The organism is Methylocaldum sp. MU1018 (assembly GCF_053646775.1).
This window is the reverse complement of record NZ_CM132195.1, coordinates 752,544-771,030: the sequence shown is the minus strand read 5'-3', so window position 1 is coordinate 771,030 and position 18,487 is coordinate 752,544. Positions and strand designations below refer to the sequence as shown.

Sequence of the window (18,487 nt, the reverse complement as noted above, 5' to 3'; positions counted from 1 at the left end):
TCCTACATGACGTTACCGATCCGATGAGCGAGAAACCGTCCATGGACGCCCGCCACAAATCGAGCCAGCTATCCGGCACCGTCGGGACCCGCGAGCGCATCGAGCGGCGCGTCCGCGAGCTGGGCGAATGGTTCCACAATCTCGACCTGGGCGGCGTACGCACGGCCCCGAATCATTTCCTCGGCGACTATCCCGCCGTCAAATGGCGGCAGTTCGCCGACGCCCTGCCCGCCGATCTGAGCGGCCGGTCGGTGCTCGACATCGGCTGCAACGCCGGTTTCTACGCCATCGAGATGAAAAAGCGCGGCGCCGAGCGGGTCGTCGGCATCGACTCCGACGAGGCTTATCTGGCCCAGGCCCGCTTCGCGGCCGAGGTCAAAGGGCTGGACATCGAATTTCGCCGTCTGTCCGTGTACAACGTCGCCGCTCTCGGCGAAACCTTCGATCTGGTGATGTTCATGGGCGTGTTCTATCACCTGCGCCACCCTTTGCTGGCAATGGATCTGATTCACGAACACGTCGCCCGTGACCTGTTGCTGTTCCAATCCATGCAGCGTGGCAGCCCGGAGATCGAGGCGGTGGGACGGGACTACGGCCTCGAGGAACGGACCGTGTTCGAACGGCCCGGTTTTCCCAGGATGCATTTCATCGAGCACCGCTATTCCGGCGATCCCACCAACTGGTGGATTCCGAACCGCGCCTGCACCGAGGCGATGCTGCGCAGCGCCGGCTTCGAGATTCTCGCCCGTCCCGAGGAGGAGGTTTACGTCTGCCGAAGGACAGAGCTGAGCATGGGAGACTGGGATCATCGGGCGGTCTATCCCAGCCGCGGCGCTACCGACTCGTAGCCCGTATGAAACGCAGTGGAATACGGGAATCCCGCGGCTCCGATCATCCCGGATTTCGTTGCACTTCATCCGGGCTACGTCGCTCGGTCGTAGGCCGGCAAGCCTTTGCCCCTCTCCCCTCGCTCGGGGAGAGGGTGGCCGCAGGCCGGGAGAGGGGGCAAAGGCTTGCCGACTAACTTCCATAAACCGGGGTGAAAAACACTGTAACGGTCTTTGCGGAGGAAACATGATCGAAGCGGTAATGCTTTGGAACGAACCCAACAACAAATCCCACTGGGACTTCGAGATCGACCGGGACTGGCGTCTTTTCGCCGACATGGTGAATCTCGCGGCCGACGCCCTGCGCGCCGAGCATCCGAATCTTCCCATCGTCCTCGGCGGCATTTCCCCCATCGACCCTTTGTTCATGGAACGGATGAAGGGTTACGACGTCATCCGGCGCATGGACGCGGTCGCGGTCCACGGTTTTCCGCTGGATTGGAACCACTGGCAGATTCACGAGTGGCCCGACAAGCTGAACGAGATTCGCGGCGTCGTCGACGACAAGCCGATCTGGATTTCCGAAGTCGGCGTCTCCAGCTTCGGCGCCGAGGAAGTGCAGGAATTCGGCCTTGAGCGAAGTGCGGAACTCCTGCTCGGGCAGGCACCCCGGATTCATTGGTACAGTCTCTACGATCTGCCCAGGGCCTGGCCCGCCACGACCCGCCACCGCGAGGCCGAAGGTTCGGCCTATTACCGCCATTTCTACATGGGTCTGCTGCGGGAAGACGGCACGCCCAAACCGGCTTTCCGGCATTTCTACGAATACGCGCCGGACATGGGGCTGTGCCAGTGGTTTCATTTCGAGGATCACCGCCTCGACGACGCGGTGCGGATCATGAAAGACTTGGGCGTCACTTATCTCCGCACCGGCCTGAGCTGGGCCGATCGCTTCCGGCCCGACGCACTCGATTGGTTCGATAGGCAGATGCGGGCGCTCGAACCCTTCCGGGTCACCGTGACCTACTGCTTCACCCCCGAGCACCGCGGCATCGATCCCCACCACACCAGTCCGCCGCAGCGCGTGGAGGAGTTCGCCGAGTTCTGCGTCGAGATGACCCGACGCTACGCGCGATGACGACGTTTCTGCTGATCCGCCACGGCGCGCATCTTTTGGGCGGCGACGTCATCGCCGGCCGGACGCTGGGCGTGCACCTCAGCAATCTCGGGCGGGACCAGGCCAATGACATGGCGGAACGGGTCGCCCGTCTTTCCGTTTCCGCGCTCTACTCCAGCCCCGCCGAACGCACGCTGGAAACCGCCCGCCATCTGTCCGAACGGCTCGATCTGCCGGTTCGCGTGCTCGAAAGCCTCAACGAAATCGACTTCGGCGACTGGACCGGCAAAAAACTCGAAGAACTCCGCCGCTCGGACGTTTTCGGCCGATGGAACGCCTTCCGCAGCGGCACGCGCGTTCCCAAGGGCGAAGCCATGATCGAGACGCAGACCCGCATCGTCTCCGAAATGCTCCGGCTGCGCGAAAAGCACCCGGACGACTGCATCGCCCTGGTGAGCCACGGCGACGTGATCAAGGCCGCCCTCGCCTATTTTCTGGGCGTGCCCTTGGACCTATTCAGCCGCATCGAGATCGGACTGGCCTCGGTCAGTATCGTCGCCCTGTTCGATCACGGCCCCTGGGTGCTTTGCGTCAACAATACGGGCAGCGAATTGCCCATGCCTTACTAAACCAAGAACTTACCCCGGTAGGCTCTTGACTCAGGACAGGCCCGTCGAAGGACTCAGGGTGAACGGCCTACCGGGATAGGCTGAGAATTCGAACCAGTTGCGCCTTATACGAGTCTCCGGCGCGATGAAGCCGCCGCCGTTCGTTCGGATCGCTCGCCCCGGCGCAGATCGCGCACTGCCCCAAGCGAAACGCCGCATAGGCCGCGCGGTAAAAGGCCAGCGTCTCCAAAGCCGGCGGCTCTCCGCCCGCGTCGACGAACGCATTCAACAAGGGGCGGGCCGTTTCGTCATCGAGCCGCCATTCGACCATCGCCCCCGCCAGATCCCAAACCAGGGGCTGACGCCCCACCGCCGTGTGGTCCGCCGAATGCCCGGCGCAATCGACCTTGATCAGCCTGCCGTCGGTCCGGCGTATCCATTCCTCGGGCCCCAGCCGTCCGTCGCCGTAGGCGGGCCGAAGGCGCAGGGGAATCGACCGCTTCCAACGCAGGGTGCGCTCCGCCGCGGCCTCGCCCAGGCTTTCCCGCGTATTCCGGTACAACATCTCGCGCAGGCGCTCCAGCGCTGTGTGTTGTTCGGAAATCGAGAGCGCCGAATCAGCCGCATCGAGGATGTAGCGCCCGACGTGGTCCAAAACCGCCACGTCACGGCATTGCGGCGACAGCGGTTTTCCGTCGATCCAGGGCCTGGCGGCGAAACCGTGGGCGGAATCCAACGGCGCCTCCGTCCAGCCTCGTTTCGCCAGCCGTGCCATGCGATCGCGCGCCGCGTCGGCTCCGCCGGTCAGGCCCTCGAACTTCCACAGCACGGACGAACCGTCACGCCGCACCATCCTGTACTTGGTGCGTTCGAATGCCGGGAACGTCGCCGGCCATTCGTCCTCGCCGGCATAGACGGTACGCCGCCACATCCCGCCGCTCAGATCGTCCACCCGAACGACCGGGCCGCTGCGATACGCCAGTTCGTCTACCAGCGGCCGGCCGTTCCGGGTCATCTCGTCCAGACCGACGACATAGCGCGGCGTGTCGGCCCACCATTGCCGCACGTCCTCGTTTCCGGCACCTCCGGGTCCGTGGTCGTGTCCCGGAAAAAAGAAGACTTTGGATCGGTCGATGCCGGCTTCGACCAGCGCTTGCGCCGCGGCCGCCATCGACGAACCGGACAGTCCCGGACCTTCGTCCACCACCAGCCCGAAAACCGCTCCCCGAACCGCCTCGCTCGGGCACTCCGCACGCCGGGCATAGGGATGTCCCGTAGGCCGTACCGTGAGCCGCCGCACGCGCCACCCCGCCTCGGCCAGCACCCGCGCCACCACCGCCGAAAGACCCGTGCCTATGCTGCGGATGCCGACCACCGCCGCGCGCTTCGAACCCGAACTCGCGTGATCGCGAAGCCACCGTCTCGCGGCTTCGGCATATTGCTCCGGGTAGAGTGCGTAGAACGCGAATCCTTCCGGAACCTTGACGCGCACCGTCAGATCCGGCGGCAGTTCAATCTCGGCGAGCGCTTTTTGAAATGGCCCGAGATCGGCGTGACCGAGAAACGCAGCGGCGGCGAGATCGGTGACACTCATGATGCGTTCTACGAGCGCGCCGTTTTCCAGCCGGTCGGCCAGGGCCTGTTCCAGTTGCCCGGCTTCGATCAGCAGCCTGCGGCGGGCGTCCGGTCCTTCGCCCGCCGCGTACTGTAGCGCCGTATCCACGTGCCCATCCATTGCGTCGGGAAAGGCTTCCCGACCGGCTCGGCGGCCAAGATCCGCAGGTCGGTACTCCTTTGCCGACGAATCCGCTCGATCCGGCGCAGAACCGCTCGCACGCTCGGCCCGCCGCCGAATCCGGCCGAGCGTGGCGGCGACAGGCTCTTCGTAGCTTGGATCACCGTAGACGATCATATTTTTTGGACCGTGGCGCACCTCCCTTTTCGTACGCCATCTAATCGTTAGGGAGGGAACATACGGAAACGCGATGGAACATCGGCCGCCAAGGACGGGAATTCTGACCTTTCACCGCTGCATCAATTACGGCAGCTACTGGCAGGCGCGCTGTCTGGCGGAGGCGCTGCGCTCGCGCGGGCACGAGGCCGTCATCCTGGATCACGATGCCTGGCGGATCAGGCTCCGCGAATGGGCGTGCGCGCTCCGGCCGGTCCTGCCGACCGCGGTTCCGGTTTCGGACTATCCGCTCTACGGCCTGAAGCTACTCAAGTTCGTGCGGGCCGTTTCCGCCTTGCCGCGTTCGCCGCGCTTCGATCCCGAAAGTGCGGATACCGCCGAGCGCTTCGACCGGGTGATCGTCGGCAGCGACGAGGTCTGGAATTTAACCCATCCGTGGTACGGCGGGTGTCCATTCTTCTTCGGAGTAGGCGTCCGCGCGCGGCGCCTGGTCTCGTACGCCGCCAGTTTCGGCAATTACGACGGATCGAAGGGACTCGAACCGGTTTGGGCGGACCGGTTGCGCCGGTTCGAGACCATTTCGGTTCGCGACGACAACTCCCGCGCCATTATCCGAAACGCGCTCGGCTTCGAACCGGAACTGGTGCTCGATCCCTGTCTTCAGTTCATGGCGAGACCGGACGGCGTCTGGCGCGGGCCGGACCGGCCTTTCGTGGCGGTTTACGGGCACAATTTTTCCGAGGCATTCGCTCGGGAAATCCGGCGCTGGGCCGGGTCGCGCGGCTATCCGCTGGTCAGCCTGGGCTACCGGAACGACTGGGCCGATCGCCAATGGATCACGGCCGGGCCGCACGATTTCGCCCATGCCATGACCCGTGCCGACGCGGTGGCGACCAACTTCTTCCACGGCTGTATCTTCGCCCTGCGCCATGCCAAGCCTTTCGTCTGCGAAAGGTCCCTCTATCGGTCCACCAAGATCGAAAACCTGATGTCGATGATCGGCGGAGAGAAGCGCCTGTTATCGGAAGACGCGACGGCAAGCGATTACGGCGCCGCTTTAAGCGAACCTTTGGATTCCGAGATACTCGACCGGATCGACTATTTCCGCCGAAGGTCGGTCGACTATCTCGATCGCGCGCTGGGCTGATCGCCATGCCGTCCGCGCTCGATCAGCCGATTTTCGCTCCACAGGATATCGTACGTTCCGGGCTGTGCGTCGGCTGCGGCGCTTGCGCGGCTAGAGCGAACGATCCAGGCGTACGGATGGAGCTGGATCGTTACGGACACTACAAGCCAAGCGGTTCTCCCGAATGGCTGCGCCGCCGATCCGCGGAATTCGCGCGAACCTGCCCGTTTTCGCCGTCCGCGGGAAACGAAGACGAACTGGCCGAGGCGCTGTTTCCCGAAGCCGGCCGGCACGATGCCGCCGTGGGCCGTTTTCGCGCCGCTTACGTCGGCTACGTTGCGGAGAAGGATTTCCGCGAACGAGGAAGCTCGGGCGGCATGGTCAGTTGGGTGTTGGCCGAATTGCTGCGCACCGGGCGGATCGACGGTGCGGCGCACGTCGCCGCGGCCGCGGACCCGCAGCGCGAGGGCCGGTTCTTCCGTTACCGGATCTCGCGCACCGAGGACGAAATCCTGGCCGGCGCGAAGTCGCGCTATTACCCGGTGGAATTATCGGATGTGCTCGGAATCGTCCTCTCTAATCCGGGCCGCTACGCCGTGGTCGGAGTTCCCTGTTTCATCAAGGCGCTGCAACTCCTTCGCCGCGAGGACCCGGCGTTGCGGGAGCGCTTCCGCTTCACCTTGGGGCTTTTCTGCGGCCACATGAAAAGCGCGCGATTCGTGGAAAGCCTCGCCTGGCAGATGGGCGTCGCGGAAAGCGATATTCAAAGTGTGGAATTTCGCCTCAAGGACCCCGATCGTCCGGCGAACTGGTACACGGCTCAATTGGCGCTCGGGAGCGGGCGGGTGGTGCAGAAGGATTGGTGGCATCTGGCGGACGGCGACTGGGGCGCCGGTTTCTTTCAGAACCCGGCCTGCAATTTCTGCGACGACGTGGTCGCGGAAACCGCCGATATCGCCTTCGGCGACGCCTGGGTGGAACCTCATTCGTCCGACGGGCGCGGCACCAATGTGGTCATCGTCCGCTCGCCGGAAATGGAAAGGCTGGTGAATGCCGGCATCGCGCGAGGCCGGCTGCGCCTGAAGCCGGTCGACGCCCGATTCGTCGAACGAACCCAGGCCGCGGGTTTCCGCCAGCGCCGGGAAGGGCTCGCCTATCGGCTGTGCTGGCGGCGTTCCGGGATCGGGCCGCGCAAGCGCGTACAACCGGATTCCCGAGGCCTGTCCACACGGCGCAAACTGATTTACCGATCGCGCGGCCTGATCACGGTCTGGAGCCATCGGGTATTCCGGCTCGCCCGCTCTATCCGGCGGCCGGAACTCTACGTCCGCTGGGCCCGCCTGGCTTCGACGATCTATCACGCCCTAGCCTATTCCCGGGGCAGGCTCGGCGCGATGATCGACCGATGGGGGCAACATTAAGGACGTTCCGAATAAGTAGATTCCGTTCATGCCCTTCGACTCGGCTCAGGAGAGCGTTCGACAGGCCTGTCCTGAGCCGGGTCGAAGGGCTCACCGCGAACGGCATCGATACGTTACCGTTCGTCCCGAGCCTGTCGAAGGACTTCACCAGAGCTTCTCTAATGAACCGCGTCCCGTAGAATCCTTTCCCGATACGGAGGACTACTCGGACGCAGGTGCGGTGAGCGAAGCGAACCTTATCGCTCGCGAGAGTGCCTTTATTTCTTCGCGTTTCCATCCGCACGGGCCGGAAAGCACGCTTCCTTGGCGTATTTCATCGCGTCCTTGTACTTGTCGCGCAGCTTTGCGGATTGCGGCGGATCGCGGAATTCCGCGCCGCGGTCGCCGCCCATGCCGAAGGCGTAGGTGAAGGTCTGCGCCTGGGTGAATTCGTCGTAGCTCATCTTGCTGGCGATCTTGTCGGCGCTACAGGTGCAGTGATAAAGGTTGTTGTAGTTCTGGCCACCATTCTCCTGCATGCACTGCAAGACGTATTCGACTCTGGCCAGGGTGGGAAAATCGTTGGTCTCCTTTGCCGACGTCTCCGGCTCGGGAGGCGTGGAGGCGCAGCCCGACGCCAGAATCAGCGCGGCAATCGCCGCGGTCCAACGGAGATTCGAGGAAAAAACGGGGATTTTCATGTTCGGTCGTTCTCGTAAAGCCTGTCTCGAAATCGCCACATGATAGTGCAGCGCAAGCGGGCGGCGCAATTTATGAGGCTCAGTCTTCGACCGCAAAGTCCACGATTTGTTTGAGTTTTTCGTTCATTTGCCGGGCGAACTCGTTCATTTTCGAATTGGCCGAACGGGTCGGCAGCAAATGGGTGATCACGACGACCTTGCCGTTCTCGGAACGTACCGCCACGTTGCAGGGCATGTAAATGACCGATTCCGGCGAAATTTCCAGCATCTCGCGGGCCAGCGTGAGATTGCAGAACTGAATGGTGTCGTAATCCGGAAAACGGATGTTTTCGCGCTCCCGGATCACGCTGCCGATCCTGTTGTGGCCGGTGATGCGGAAATTCCGTTCGGTAATGGCGAGTTCCAGTTCGGCCAGAACGTCTTGATAGGGTTTGGCGGTCTCGGCTCGATAATAGAGCGGCTCGGGACCTTTTTGGGCGGCGCACCCTGGCAGGATAATCAGCAGCAGTGCGACAATCGAACCTGGAAACAGACGCATACGCTAAACGGTAAGGTGTCGAAACTCGATTTTTAGCTTATCACCATGATTTTAGAGCGGGCAAAAATAACCGGCGTGGTTCTGGCCGGCGGGCGGGCCCGGCGAATGGGCGGCGAAGACAAGGGACTGATTCGCTTCAAGGGCAGGCCGCTGGCGAGCTATGCCCTAGACGCCCTGGATTCGGTCGCCGCGCACATTCTGATTAACGCCAATCGGAACCGGGAGGCATACGCGCGTTTCGGCCACCCGGTAGTGCCCGATCGGACCGACGCCTTCGACGGGCCTCTGGCCGGATTGCTCAGCGCCATGCGCGCGGCGGAAACGCCTTATGTTTTGACCGTGCCCTGCGATTCGCCGCTGGTGACGGGGCGGCTTCTGGAACGGCTGTGCCGGGTGATGGCGGAGACCGGGGCCGAGCTCTGCGCCGCCCACGACGGCGAACGCCTGCACCCGGTTTTCCTGTTGGCGGAACGGCGCCTGGCGGACAGCCTGGAGCGCTACCTGGCGAGCAGCCAACGGAAGGTCGGCCTTTGGCTCGAGCAGCACACGCTCGCTCTGGCCGATTTCAGCGACCATCCCGAGTTGTTCGCCAACATCAACACGCCGGAAGAACTGGCGGCGCTGGAGCGCACGGTAACTGCCGGCGTATCGTCCTGATTGATCTTCAACACCGGCGCGGCAGGCCGGCGCGACCATGCACGCCCGCGCCGAGGGACGGCGCTTCCCGGTCCTCGACGGCGGCGAAAGCATCGTTTTCGACGCGCCTCCGGCGAAACGGCGGACGATTCCGGTTCCGCGTTTCGGCGCATTCCCCTGCTAAGCTTTAGTCCCGACACGGCCCTTCAATTCCATAGCGACCCATGCAAGCCGATTCCATCGAAAACCAAGGCGGATACCTTCTGAAAGACCGGAGCGAGATCATCGAAAAGCTCAGACTGATGCAGGCGAAAAAATGTCTTTTGAGCGCTCAGCCGGACGGAAAAGGCTCGAGTTTCGTAACCGTGGTCGTACAAGTGATGCCGGAAAAGGAACTGGTGGTCGTGGATTCGAGCGGGAGCGCCGACGTCGACCGGCAATTGCTGGGGGCCCAGCGGACCGTGTTTGCGGGACAAGTCGCCGGTGTCCGCAGCCGGTTTACCCTGACCGGGCTCGTCGGAGCGACCTTGAGCGGACAGACGGTGCTCGCGGCCCCGATCCCGGACGCCTTGTACTGGCGGCAGCAGCGGACGTTTTACCGGGTGGCGATTCCTCTCGCCATGCCGGCCAAATGCGTGCTCAGGCTGGACGACGAGCCGGCGGAGTTCGGCATCGCCGACATCAGTCTTTCAGGGCTGGCTCTGACCGACAAAACCCACCGGCTCGGCGATGCGTTCGCCATAGGCCATATTCTCGAAGGATGCAGGCTGATCCTGCCCGGCCACGGCGAGGTCACGCTGGGCCTCGAGATATGCAACAAAGTCGCGACGGCCAGGGTCCGTCCGCCGGCCGGTCAGCGGGTGGGCTGTCTTTTCCTCGGCGCCGGCCGGAACTTCGAAGTCATGCTCCAGAAATTCATCTACGAGGTCGAACTGCAGAAGAAACGCCAGGGCGGTCTGTCCCGTTGAGAGCTCCGAGGGATTTGGCCGTTTCCGGCTTTTGAAATCGATCGTGGGATGGGTAGAGCGAAAGGGACAAACCGGCAGGGCGAGGCGTAACGCGACGAGCGGGCAGGCCACCGCGAATGATGCGGCTCGCTGCGCTCACCACATCCTACGACCGATAGCTTGTAGGGTGCGGTGAGGGACGAACCGCACCGGTCGCGTCCGCGAATAATGCCTGTCCTGAGCCGAGTCGAAGGGCTCAGGGCGGACGGCCTATTGAGATAGGTTCTTAATCAGAGCTTCCTTACGATGCCGAACCGAGATAAGCCCTGAGCTGCGGCGGGATGGTCCGTTGCGTCAGCCTATTCTTGAATTCCCACTCCCGGTGCTTCTCCACCGAAACCAGGAACTGCGTTTCCTTGCCGACGTGCAGGGCGGTCGGGATACCGCCCCGGAACAGCACGCGATTGCCGGGGAGCGCGGGGATTTTGGCGCCGGGCGTGACGATGCCGACGAGATTCAGCGGATCGACGGCGCTGAGCGTGACCAGGGTTTCCGTATCCTGCTCCTTGCGCACCGCGCGCAGGGTCTCCACCGCCTCGGGCAAAGCGAACTGCTCGCCGAAATGTCCGGCCACGAAGCGTCCGCCGCGTATCTCGCCGCGGGCTTCCAGACGCCGGTATATACGAAGGACGTCCTGCCAGGGCCGCGCAACGGTCTCGCGCGCCAACAACGCCCGGAACACGACGCCATAACGCTTGAGCAGCATCCCGGCGACATGCTCGGCGGCTTCCTGATCGGCCGACTCGGACGGGCTTTCGTCGCTCCGCGGCGGAGGTTGAACCAGCGTCCAGCGTCCGGCTTCCGCCATTCCGAAGGAAAGCCCCCGATAGCGCTGCTTTTTCTGTTCCGGGATCAGCAGGGCGCGCAGTCCCATGAAACTGTCCGAGGCGACCCGCCCGCGCGCCACCAGTTCCGCCAGCGTGTTTTCCAGTTGCGTCGGCAGGAGGCCCGCCCACTGTGCCAGTTCCTCGAAGAAGAGCGCTCCGCGGGTGCTCAAAATTTCAGCGACCCGCTGTGCGGCGGGTGACAAGTCGGTCGACTCGCACGCGGCGGCGAACTGTCGCCAGTAGGAGAGATGACGCCGGCCGACGAGCGCCAGGGGCGAGGATTTTACGGGGCCTTGCCCGCCTTTGGCGGCGGACAGCCGGGTCCAGACGATCTTGCCCGAAAGGCACAGGGCGTCGAGCCAGGCCGGGTCGTAATCGGCGATCCGTGCCGGCAGCAGATCGCCTTCCCAGGCGACCGCGGCCGCATCGAAACCTTCCAGTTGGGCCAGGATTGCCGCGAGCGCCTGCGCGCCCTGCATGCGGCTCTCGGGATGCACGTGCTGCCAGCGAAACAGGAAGCGCATGAAATCGGCGCCGGAAACCGGTTCGATTTCTTGCCGCAAACGGTTGATGGTGTAGCGATGGATGCGCGCCAGCAAGCGTCTCTCGCACCATTCCTCGGCACGGCTTCCCGGTGTGTACGATCCGCGCAGGACGAAGCCTTCGGTTTGCAGCGCCAAGAGAGCGTATTCGATGCGGCTTACGGGGAGGCCCAAGGCTTCGGCCAGCGCCGCCGCGGTGACCGGGCCGGTGCAGTCGATGCGCCCGCGGACGATTTCTTTCAGCGCGTCTTCCGGTATCCAGCCTTGCTCCCGATAGTCCGGCGGCAGTTGCGGGGCATAAGCGATGCGAGCGGAGGAGGAGCCGTCGGCTTGCGCATACACTGCCCGGAATTGTGGCAAGCGCTCGGCCGCGATCCAGAGCATGTTGCCGGTCGGGCCGACCAATTCCGCCACGCGGCCCTGGCGTTTCAATTCGCGAAAGAATCCTTCCCAACCGACCTCCGCTTCGGATTGCCGGAGAAAGCCCAGCATCTGCAAGGCATCGTGCAGCTCGTCGGCGTTGGCGGCTTCGGGCCAGGCTTCCTGCCGCACCCGATCGATGGCCGCCTGGTCGAGACGGCCGAGGTCAGCGGCTTCCGAAGGATCGAGCCAGCGGCGGCTGGCCACCGCGCGGGTCCTTCGCTCTTCCAGAGGTGCGCCGTCGAGGAAGCTGTAAACCTTGGAGTTGACGATTTCGGCAGCGAGCGGCGAGGGCTCGGTCAGATCGCGGCCCACCACGCGGATCGTGCCGCTTTCGATCCCGCCGATCACCTCGATCAGCCGGTCGATGTCCATCGCTTCGGTCAGGCAATCGTGCACGGTCTGGTTGACCAGCGGATGATCGGGCACATCCCGGTCGCCGACGATGTTCTCGAAGCATGCGAGCTGGTCGGGAAACACCGCAGTGACGAGGTCTTCCGCCTGCATGCGGAGAAGATAGGGAGGCGTCTTGCGGCCGCCCTGAAAGCGCTTGAGCGCCAGCGAACAGACCGCGTTCCAGCGCCAGCGCACGTTGAACATGGGCGCCGCGAGCAGCGCCTGCACCAATATTTCGCGCACGGTGTTGATGCTCAGGAAACGGGTGACGTCTTCCAACGGGAAGCTTTGCGAAGTGCCTAAGGAGAGGATGATGGCGTTCTCGGTGGCGGCGGCTTGCAGCTCGAAGTTGAAGGTGCGGCAGAAGCGCTTGCGCAAGGCGAGTCCCCAGCCGCGATTGACCCGGCTGCCGTAGGGCGCGTGAATGATGAACTGCATGCCGCCCGATTCGTCGAAAAAGCGTTCGAACACCAGGGTGTCCAAGGTGGGCAGCGTGCTAAGGGCCAGCTTGGCGGCGGCCAGATAGTTGACGGCCTGCATCGCGGCCGGCGGCGATATGCCGATTTCGTTTTCGAGATGCGCGCGGGCGGCGGGAAGATTCAGATTCTGATTACAAGCGTTTTCCTCCAAGCGTCCCTCGATTTCCCGCCGGAGCCGCGACACCGCGTACGACAGCTCGTGCGTCCGCCCCGGCGCTTCGCCGAACCAGAACGGGATACTGGGCGGCTGATGACGGGCGTCCTCGACGCGCAGGGTGCCGGCTTCGATCCGCAGAACCCGCCAGCTCGCGTTGCCGAGCTGGAAAACGTCGCCGGCCAGGCTCTCGATGGCGAAATCCTCGTCGACGGTGCCGATGAATTCCCCGGAAGGTTCCAGGATCACGCGGTACTCGGCATTGTCCGGAATCGCCCCGCCGCAGGTCACGGCGGTGAGCCTCGCGCCGCGACGGGCGCGCAGGCGCTTGTGGATGCCGTCCCGGTGCAAATAGGCGCCGCGCGGCCCGCGCCGGGTACTGAAGCCTTCCGCCAGCATCTTGACGACCTCGTCGAACTCCTTTCGGCTCAGATCCCGGTAGGGATAAGCGCGGCACACGGTGCGGTAAAGCGCGTCCTCGGACCAATCTTCGGCGGCCACCATCGCCACGATCTGCTGGGCCAGGACGTCCACTGGTTTATGCGGCATGACCAAACGATCCAGTTCGCCCCGCCGCACCGCGTCGATCAGGGCAATGCACTCGATGAGATCGTCCCGGCTGGCCGGGAACAGCCGGCCCTTGGGCAAGCCGCCGGCGAAATGTCCGGAACGGCCGACTCGTTGCAGAAACGTGGCGACCGAGCCGGTGGTTCCCAGTTGGCAAACGAGATCCACGTCGCCCACGTCGATGCCGAGTTCCAGGGACGCCGTGGCGACCAAAGCTTTCAGTTTCCCCGTTTTCAGCCGGTGTTCGGCGGACAGGCGCTGGTCCCGCGACAGGCTGCCGTGGTGCGAGGTGACGTGCTCCTCGCCCAGCCGTTCGCTCAGGGCGCGGGCCACCCGTTCCGCCAGCCGGCGCGTGTTGACGAAGATCAGCGTGGTTTTGTGCGCCTCGATCAGCGCGGTCATGCGGTCGTAGATTTCCTTGGCCGCCTGCTGGGACAGCACGGCTTCGAGCGGCGAATCGGGCAATTCGATGGCAAGGTCGAGCCGGCGCCGGTGTCCGGTATCGATGATGCGGCAATCGGCCCCGCCGGTCAGAAACTCGGCCACCGCCTCGATCGGGTTCTGAGTGGCGGACAGGCCGATGCGGGTGAGCCGGTGCTCGACCAGGCGATCCAGCCGTTCCAGCGACAAGGCCAGGTGCGACCCGCGCTTGCTGCCCGCCATCGCATGGATTTCGTCGACGATCACCGTGCGCACGGTTTTCAGCATGCGCCGGCCGCCCTCGCTGGTCAGCAGGATATAAACCGACTCGGGCGTAGTCACCAGTATATGGGGAGGATGCTTGTTCATGGCCGCCCGCGTCAGCGCCGGGGTGTCGCCGGTTCGGACCTGCGAGCGGATCGCCACGTCGGTCGAGCCGAGTTCGAACAGTTTGGCGTTGATGCCGTCCAGCGGCGCTTCGAGGTTCTTGTGAATGTCGTTGCTCAGGGCCTTGAGCGGCGAGACGTAGAGCACGCGGGTTTCTTCCGGCAAGCCGAAGACTTCGCCTTCCCGAACCAGGTCGTCGATGGCGGCGAGAAATGCCGCCAGGGTCTTGCCGGAGCCAGTGGGCGCGGCGATCAGCGTATGCCGGCCGGACTTGATGGCGTCCCAGGCCTCGGTTTGGCAGTCGGTGGGCGCGGGAAAAGCATCCCGGAACCAGGCCGAGACGGCGGGGTGGAAGCGGTCGAGAATCATGGGGGCTACGTTATCCCAAAGCGGGCGGCAATCTCAATCGAACCGACGGTCGCGCCGGCCCCGGCGGAAGTGCTTTGCAAAACCGGCGGCACCGGAAGTCTTTGATATTGTCTCAGTTCAGTTATGACTCTTGGCTAAGGTATCGTATTTCCCGCAACGGGGCACCTCGAAAAACCGTGCACTTCGACCCGCTCGGTGCGAACGGTTCCCATCGGATCGATCGGTTCCGTTCGTGCCGAGCGGGTCGAAGCCTGAACGGGTTGGGTTTTTCGAGGTGCCCAACGGCGGATTTCATCCTCGGCAATTCAAATCAACAGGCATACTTCTTTGCGCAGATATCCCATCAAGCGAATTTTGAGCGGCGGCTATGTGGTAGCGGCGTTGGCGACGGGAACGATATTGATCGTTCAGTATTTCCTGCTGCCGCTTTTCATGGGATCGCCGCCTTTGCACCTTTTTTTGCTCGGCGTGGCGCTGGCCGCCTGGTACGGCGGCTACAAAGCGGGTTTTTTCGCCGCCGCGTTGAGCACATTGGGGGGCATCTACTGTTTGATCGAACCTTTCTATTCGTGGCAGATCGCGGAGCGCAAAGAAGGGTGGCGCGCGCTGCTGCTGTTGAGCGTGGGATGCGTGCTCAGCCTGATGGTTGCACTCCTGCGCAAGAGGGAAAAACAGGCTTTGGCGGAATTGCTGACGCAAAAAAAACGCCTCGAAGTCGAAGTGGTCGAGCGCCAGCGGGCCGAAAAGGCGCTGAGCGCGGCGCACGACGAGGTCGTGAACGAGCGGAACCGGCTCGAAGCCATCATGGAAGCCCTGCCCGTAGGCATGGCCATTCTGGATGCCCAGGGCGGCAGAATCGGAGCCAACCGCGCTTTCGACCAAGTATGGGGCGGCCCGTGTCCGCCGGTACGTTCGGTCGACGATTACGCCGTTTATGAGGCGTGGTGGACGGGATCCGGCCAGCCGGTCCGGCCGAACGACTGGGCCGCGGCGCGGGCCTTGCGCGGAGGCGAACCGGTCGTCGGGCAGTTGATGGAGATACGGCGCTTTGACGGCGCCCGGGCTTTCGTCCACAACAGCGCCGCTCCCATCTTCGACGCTGCCGGCCGCATCGCCGGCAGCGTGGTGGCGATCATGGACATCAGCGAAAGCGTCGAGAAAGACCGGGCGCTCCGGGAGAGCGAGGAGCGCTACCGCCTGGCGATCGAGGCAGCCCAGTTGGGAACGTGGGACTGGGACCTCGCCAGCGCAAAAGTCGTGTGGAATCCTCGCCATGCCATGATCTTCGGCTACCGGCCCGAGTTTACCTTGGTGGACTATCAGGCATTTGCGGAACGGGTGCATCCCGAGGATTTGCCGCGCGTCGAGGCCGCCGTGGCCGAGGCGCGGGAGCGCCACTCCCGTTACGATGTCGATCACCGCGTCGTGTGGCCCGACGGCTCGGTCCGGTGGATTTCGGCCATGGGCGATTTTCACTACGACGTCCACGGAACCGCGGTGCGCATGATCGGGGTGATGATGGACATTACCGACCGCAAACGGGCGGAGGAAGCGCTCCGCGAGGCCGACCGGCAAAAGAACGAATTCATCGCCATGCTCGGCCACGAGCTCCGGAATCCGCTGGCGCCGATCCGGAATGCGGTTCATCTGATGCGCAAGCTGGATACTCCCGATCCCAAGCTCCATTGGGCCCGGGATGTGGTGGACCGGCAAGTCGACCACCTGGCGCGCCTGGTGAACGATTTATTGGATGTCTCGCGGATCGTCCAAGGCAAGCTCACGCTGCGAATGACCCTGGTCGACCTGGTGACGGTGATCCGCCAGGCCGTGGAAACCAGCCTGCCGCTGATCGAGTCCAGACATCACACGCTGTCGGTCGCGGTACCGGAAGGGCCGATATATCTCGAAGGGGATCACGTGCGCCTGGTTCAGGTCGTCTCGAATCTTCTCGACAATGCCGCCAAGTACACGCCGAAAGGCGGCCGCATCTGGCTGACCGCGGCCGCCGGCGGCGGGGAAGCGGTCATTTCCGTCCGCGACACGGGCGAAGGCATCTCCAGCGCGTTGTTGCCCTATCTTTTCGACGCTTTCATCCAGGCCGCCCGCACGCTCGACCGGGCTCAGGGCGGCCTCGGATTGGGCTTGATGATCGTCCAGAAAATCGCCGAGATGCATGGGGGCCATGCCGAAGCCAAAAGCGAGGGACTCGGCAAAGGCAGCGAATTCGTGATCCGATTGCCGCTTTGCGAGCAGGTGTGCGTGGTGCCTGGGTTATAGGTTGTAGGATGCGGTTCACTTCGTTCACCACATCCTACGTCCTATAGACGAGGCTCAATGCAGCTTGATCCTCGGCCGCAGTCTGCGCCGGAAGAATCCCGAGACCATCAGCATGCCGGTCCGGAACGGTCCGAACAGCGCCAACTGGTGCATCTTGTAGAGCGAGAGGTAAACCAGGCGGGCGATCAGGCCCTCGATCATCACGCTGCCCATGAGGTTGCCCATCAGGTTGCCGACGGTGCTGTATTTGCCGAGCGACACCAGCGAGCCGTAGTCCTTGTAGCGGTAGGCGAGCATCGGTTTGCCCTCCAGTTTTCGCCGGATGTTCTTCAGGACCAGGGTGGCCTGCTGATGCGCGGACTGGGCGCGGGGCGGGACGGTGGAATTCTTTTCCGGCCACGGACAGGCGGCACAGTCGCCGATGGCGAAGATGTCGTCGTCGGCGGTGGTTTGCAGAGTGGGGCGCACCACCACCTGATTGATCCTGTTGGTTTCGAGGTCCGCGATGGTCTTGAGGAAATCCGGCGCTTTGACGCCGGCCGCCCAGACTTTCATCGCCGCCGGGATGAAGCGGCCGCTTTGGGTCTTCATGCCGTCATTGGCGACTTCCACCACGCGCTCGCCGAGATGAACCTGCACGCCGAGTTTTTCCAACTGTTTGAGCGTGGACGTAGACAGGCGCTCGGGCAGTTCCGGGAGCAGCCGGTCGGCCGCTTCGATGATGTGGATCTGGATGTCGGACGGTTTCACGTTGTCGAGCCCGTAGGCGCTCAAGAGCCGTGTCGCCTGGTGAAGCTGGGCGGACAGCTCGATCCCGGTGGCGCCGCCGCCGACGATGGCGACGTCCAATTGCCCGGTTTGCTTCACGCCGCCCGTCGAGTGGGCGTGAAAATACGCTTCCAACAGCCGGTTCTGGAACTGTTCGGCCTGGTCGGTGGTATCGAGGAAGAGGCAGTGCTGCGCCGCGCCGGGAATGCCGAAATCGTTGCAGATGCTGCCCACCGCGATGACCAGGATGTCGTAGGGATGCGTGCGGGGCGGCATGATCTCTTCGCCCGCTTCGCTCACCATAGCCGCCAGGCGCACCTGCTTGCCGGCGCGATCGAGGCCGTCCATGCGCCCCAATACGTAGCGGAAGCCGTTGCTGCTGGCGTGAGCGAGATATTCCAGTTCGTCGTCGTGCGAATCCAGGGTGCCGGCGGCCACTTCGTGCAGCAGCGGTTTCCAGATGTGGGTGCGGCTGCAATCGATCAGCGTGATCTCGGCCTCGTTTCGGCCAAGCCGCCTGCCGAGCTGCGTGACCAATTCGAGACCGCCAGCGCCGCCGCCGACGACCACGATCCTGGGTCGGTTTTGATGGGTTCGAGATTGGCTCATGGTTTCCCCCTTCTTGTTGTAATGCGTATCGCCAATGTCCTTGCGCCCCGTTCTTTCCGGCTCGATCTGCCGGGCCGTCCGAAACGGCCGGTGCGATGGAGCCGCCGCGGTCAGGGGCGAACGATGGGAAATCGAGCGGCTGAGCGCGTTCGCGCAGCCGTCGCCGGGCGCGTGGGCCGAGGGCCGCGAGATGTCCGGCTGCTGCGGATTCCCGGCAGATTCTGACACAGTCCGCGGTTCGGTGTCTTTAATCCCGCGCCGGGCGGAGTAGCGGTGGATGTTCGACTTGGCCCTTGCTAATATCGGATCGATTGAAAGATCGGCTGCCGGGCGGTTGAAAACTCGATATCGGTCTGCCTGTCTAACGGACGTTTACCAGATGCATGCCCCACAGGATTCC

Annotated in this window: 13 protein-coding genes; 8 read left to right on the top strand and 5 right to left on the bottom strand. The window is 63.7% G+C overall.

Annotation, left to right across the window (positions count from 1 at the left end):
- Positions 1 to 23 precede the first annotated feature (23 nt).
- The 3 genes from ACWJKU_RS03575 to ACWJKU_RS03565 all read left to right on the top strand — a co-directional run bounded on the left by ACWJKU_RS03575 (position 24) and on the right by ACWJKU_RS03565 (position 2,573).
- Positions 24 to 848, top strand: coding sequence for a TIGR04290 family methyltransferase (locus ACWJKU_RS03575; RefSeq protein ID WP_454145837.1), 825 nt, complete (start codon positions 24 to 26; stop codon positions 846 to 848).
- A gap of 226 nt (positions 849 to 1,074) precedes the next feature.
- A complete protein-coding gene (locus ACWJKU_RS03570) occupies positions 1,075 to 1,965 on the top strand; it encodes a hypothetical protein (protein WP_454145835.1) in 891 nt (296 codons plus the stop codon).
- Complete coding sequence (locus ACWJKU_RS03565; protein ID WP_454145833.1) at positions 1,962 to 2,573, top strand: histidine phosphatase family protein; 612 nt, start codon at positions 1,962 to 1,964, stop codon at positions 2,571 to 2,573. The genes ACWJKU_RS03570 and ACWJKU_RS03565 overlap by 4 nt, the downstream gene beginning before the upstream one ends.
- A gap of 67 nt (positions 2,574 to 2,640) precedes the next feature.
- Here the strand turns inward: ACWJKU_RS03565 and ACWJKU_RS03560 are convergent, their stop codons facing one another.
- Entirely contained in the window at positions 2,641 to 4,275 is a 1,635-nt protein-coding gene (locus ACWJKU_RS03560) for a hypothetical protein (RefSeq protein ID WP_454145831.1), read from the bottom strand.
- A gap of 262 nt (positions 4,276 to 4,537) precedes the next feature.
- On the opposite strand from ACWJKU_RS03560, the gene ACWJKU_RS03555 reads away from it, so the two are divergent.
- Both ACWJKU_RS03555 and ACWJKU_RS03550 read left to right on the top strand, forming a co-directional pair.
- Positions 4,538 to 5,611, top strand: coding sequence for a polysaccharide pyruvyl transferase family protein (locus ACWJKU_RS03555; protein WP_454145829.1), 1,074 nt, complete (start codon positions 4,538 to 4,540; stop codon positions 5,609 to 5,611).
- Between the two features lie 5 nt (positions 5,612 to 5,616).
- Positions 5,617 to 7,011 (top strand): Coenzyme F420 hydrogenase/dehydrogenase, beta subunit C-terminal domain, encoded by a 1,395-nt coding sequence (locus ACWJKU_RS03550; protein WP_454145827.1) that lies wholly within the window; start codon positions 5,617 to 5,619, stop codon positions 7,009 to 7,011.
- Between the two features lie 257 nt (positions 7,012 to 7,268).
- Here ACWJKU_RS03550 and ACWJKU_RS03545 read toward each other — a convergent pair whose 3' ends face one another.
- Both ACWJKU_RS03545 and ACWJKU_RS03540 read right to left on the bottom strand, forming a co-directional pair.
- Positions 7,269 to 7,691, bottom strand: a complete 423-nt coding sequence (locus ACWJKU_RS03545; RefSeq protein ID WP_454145825.1) for a hypothetical protein — start codon at positions 7,689 to 7,691, stop codon at positions 7,269 to 7,271.
- Positions 7,692 to 7,770: 79 nt separating this feature from the next.
- Complete coding sequence (locus tag ACWJKU_RS03540; protein ID WP_454145823.1) at positions 7,771 to 8,229, bottom strand: DUF302 domain-containing protein; 459 nt, start codon at positions 8,227 to 8,229, stop codon at positions 7,771 to 7,773.
- Positions 8,230 to 8,274: 45 nt separating this feature from the next.
- Between ACWJKU_RS03540 and mobA the strand changes: the two genes are divergently transcribed.
- Both mobA and ACWJKU_RS03530 read left to right on the top strand, forming a co-directional pair.
- Entirely contained in the window at positions 8,275 to 8,886 is a 612-nt protein-coding gene (gene mobA / locus ACWJKU_RS03535; protein WP_454145821.1) for a molybdenum cofactor guanylyltransferase MobA, read from the top strand.
- 203 nt (positions 8,887 to 9,089) lie between these two features.
- Positions 9,090 to 9,833, top strand: coding sequence for a flagellar brake protein (locus ACWJKU_RS03530; protein WP_454145819.1), 744 nt, complete (start codon positions 9,090 to 9,092; stop codon positions 9,831 to 9,833).
- A 280-nt stretch (positions 9,834 to 10,113) separates the two neighbouring features.
- On the opposite strand, the gene ACWJKU_RS03525 is transcribed toward ACWJKU_RS03530, so the two are convergent.
- Entirely contained in the window at positions 10,114 to 14,433 is a 4,320-nt protein-coding gene (locus tag ACWJKU_RS03525) for a DEAD/DEAH box helicase (protein WP_454145817.1), read from the bottom strand.
- Positions 14,434 to 14,760: 327 nt separating this feature from the next.
- On the opposite strand from ACWJKU_RS03525, the gene ACWJKU_RS03520 reads away from it, so the two are divergent.
- Entirely contained in the window at positions 14,761 to 16,710 is a 1,950-nt protein-coding gene (locus ACWJKU_RS03520) for a PAS domain-containing sensor histidine kinase (RefSeq protein ID WP_454145815.1), read from the top strand.
- A 54-nt stretch (positions 16,711 to 16,764) separates the two neighbouring features.
- Here ACWJKU_RS03520 and ACWJKU_RS03515 read toward each other — a convergent pair whose 3' ends face one another.
- The gene (locus ACWJKU_RS03515) at positions 16,765 to 18,087 is read right to left on the bottom strand and encodes an NAD(P)/FAD-dependent oxidoreductase (RefSeq protein ID WP_454148026.1); all 1,323 of its coding nucleotides are present in this window, start codon (positions 18,085 to 18,087) and stop codon (positions 16,765 to 16,767) included.
- Between the last annotated feature and the right edge of the window lie 400 nt (positions 18,088 to 18,487).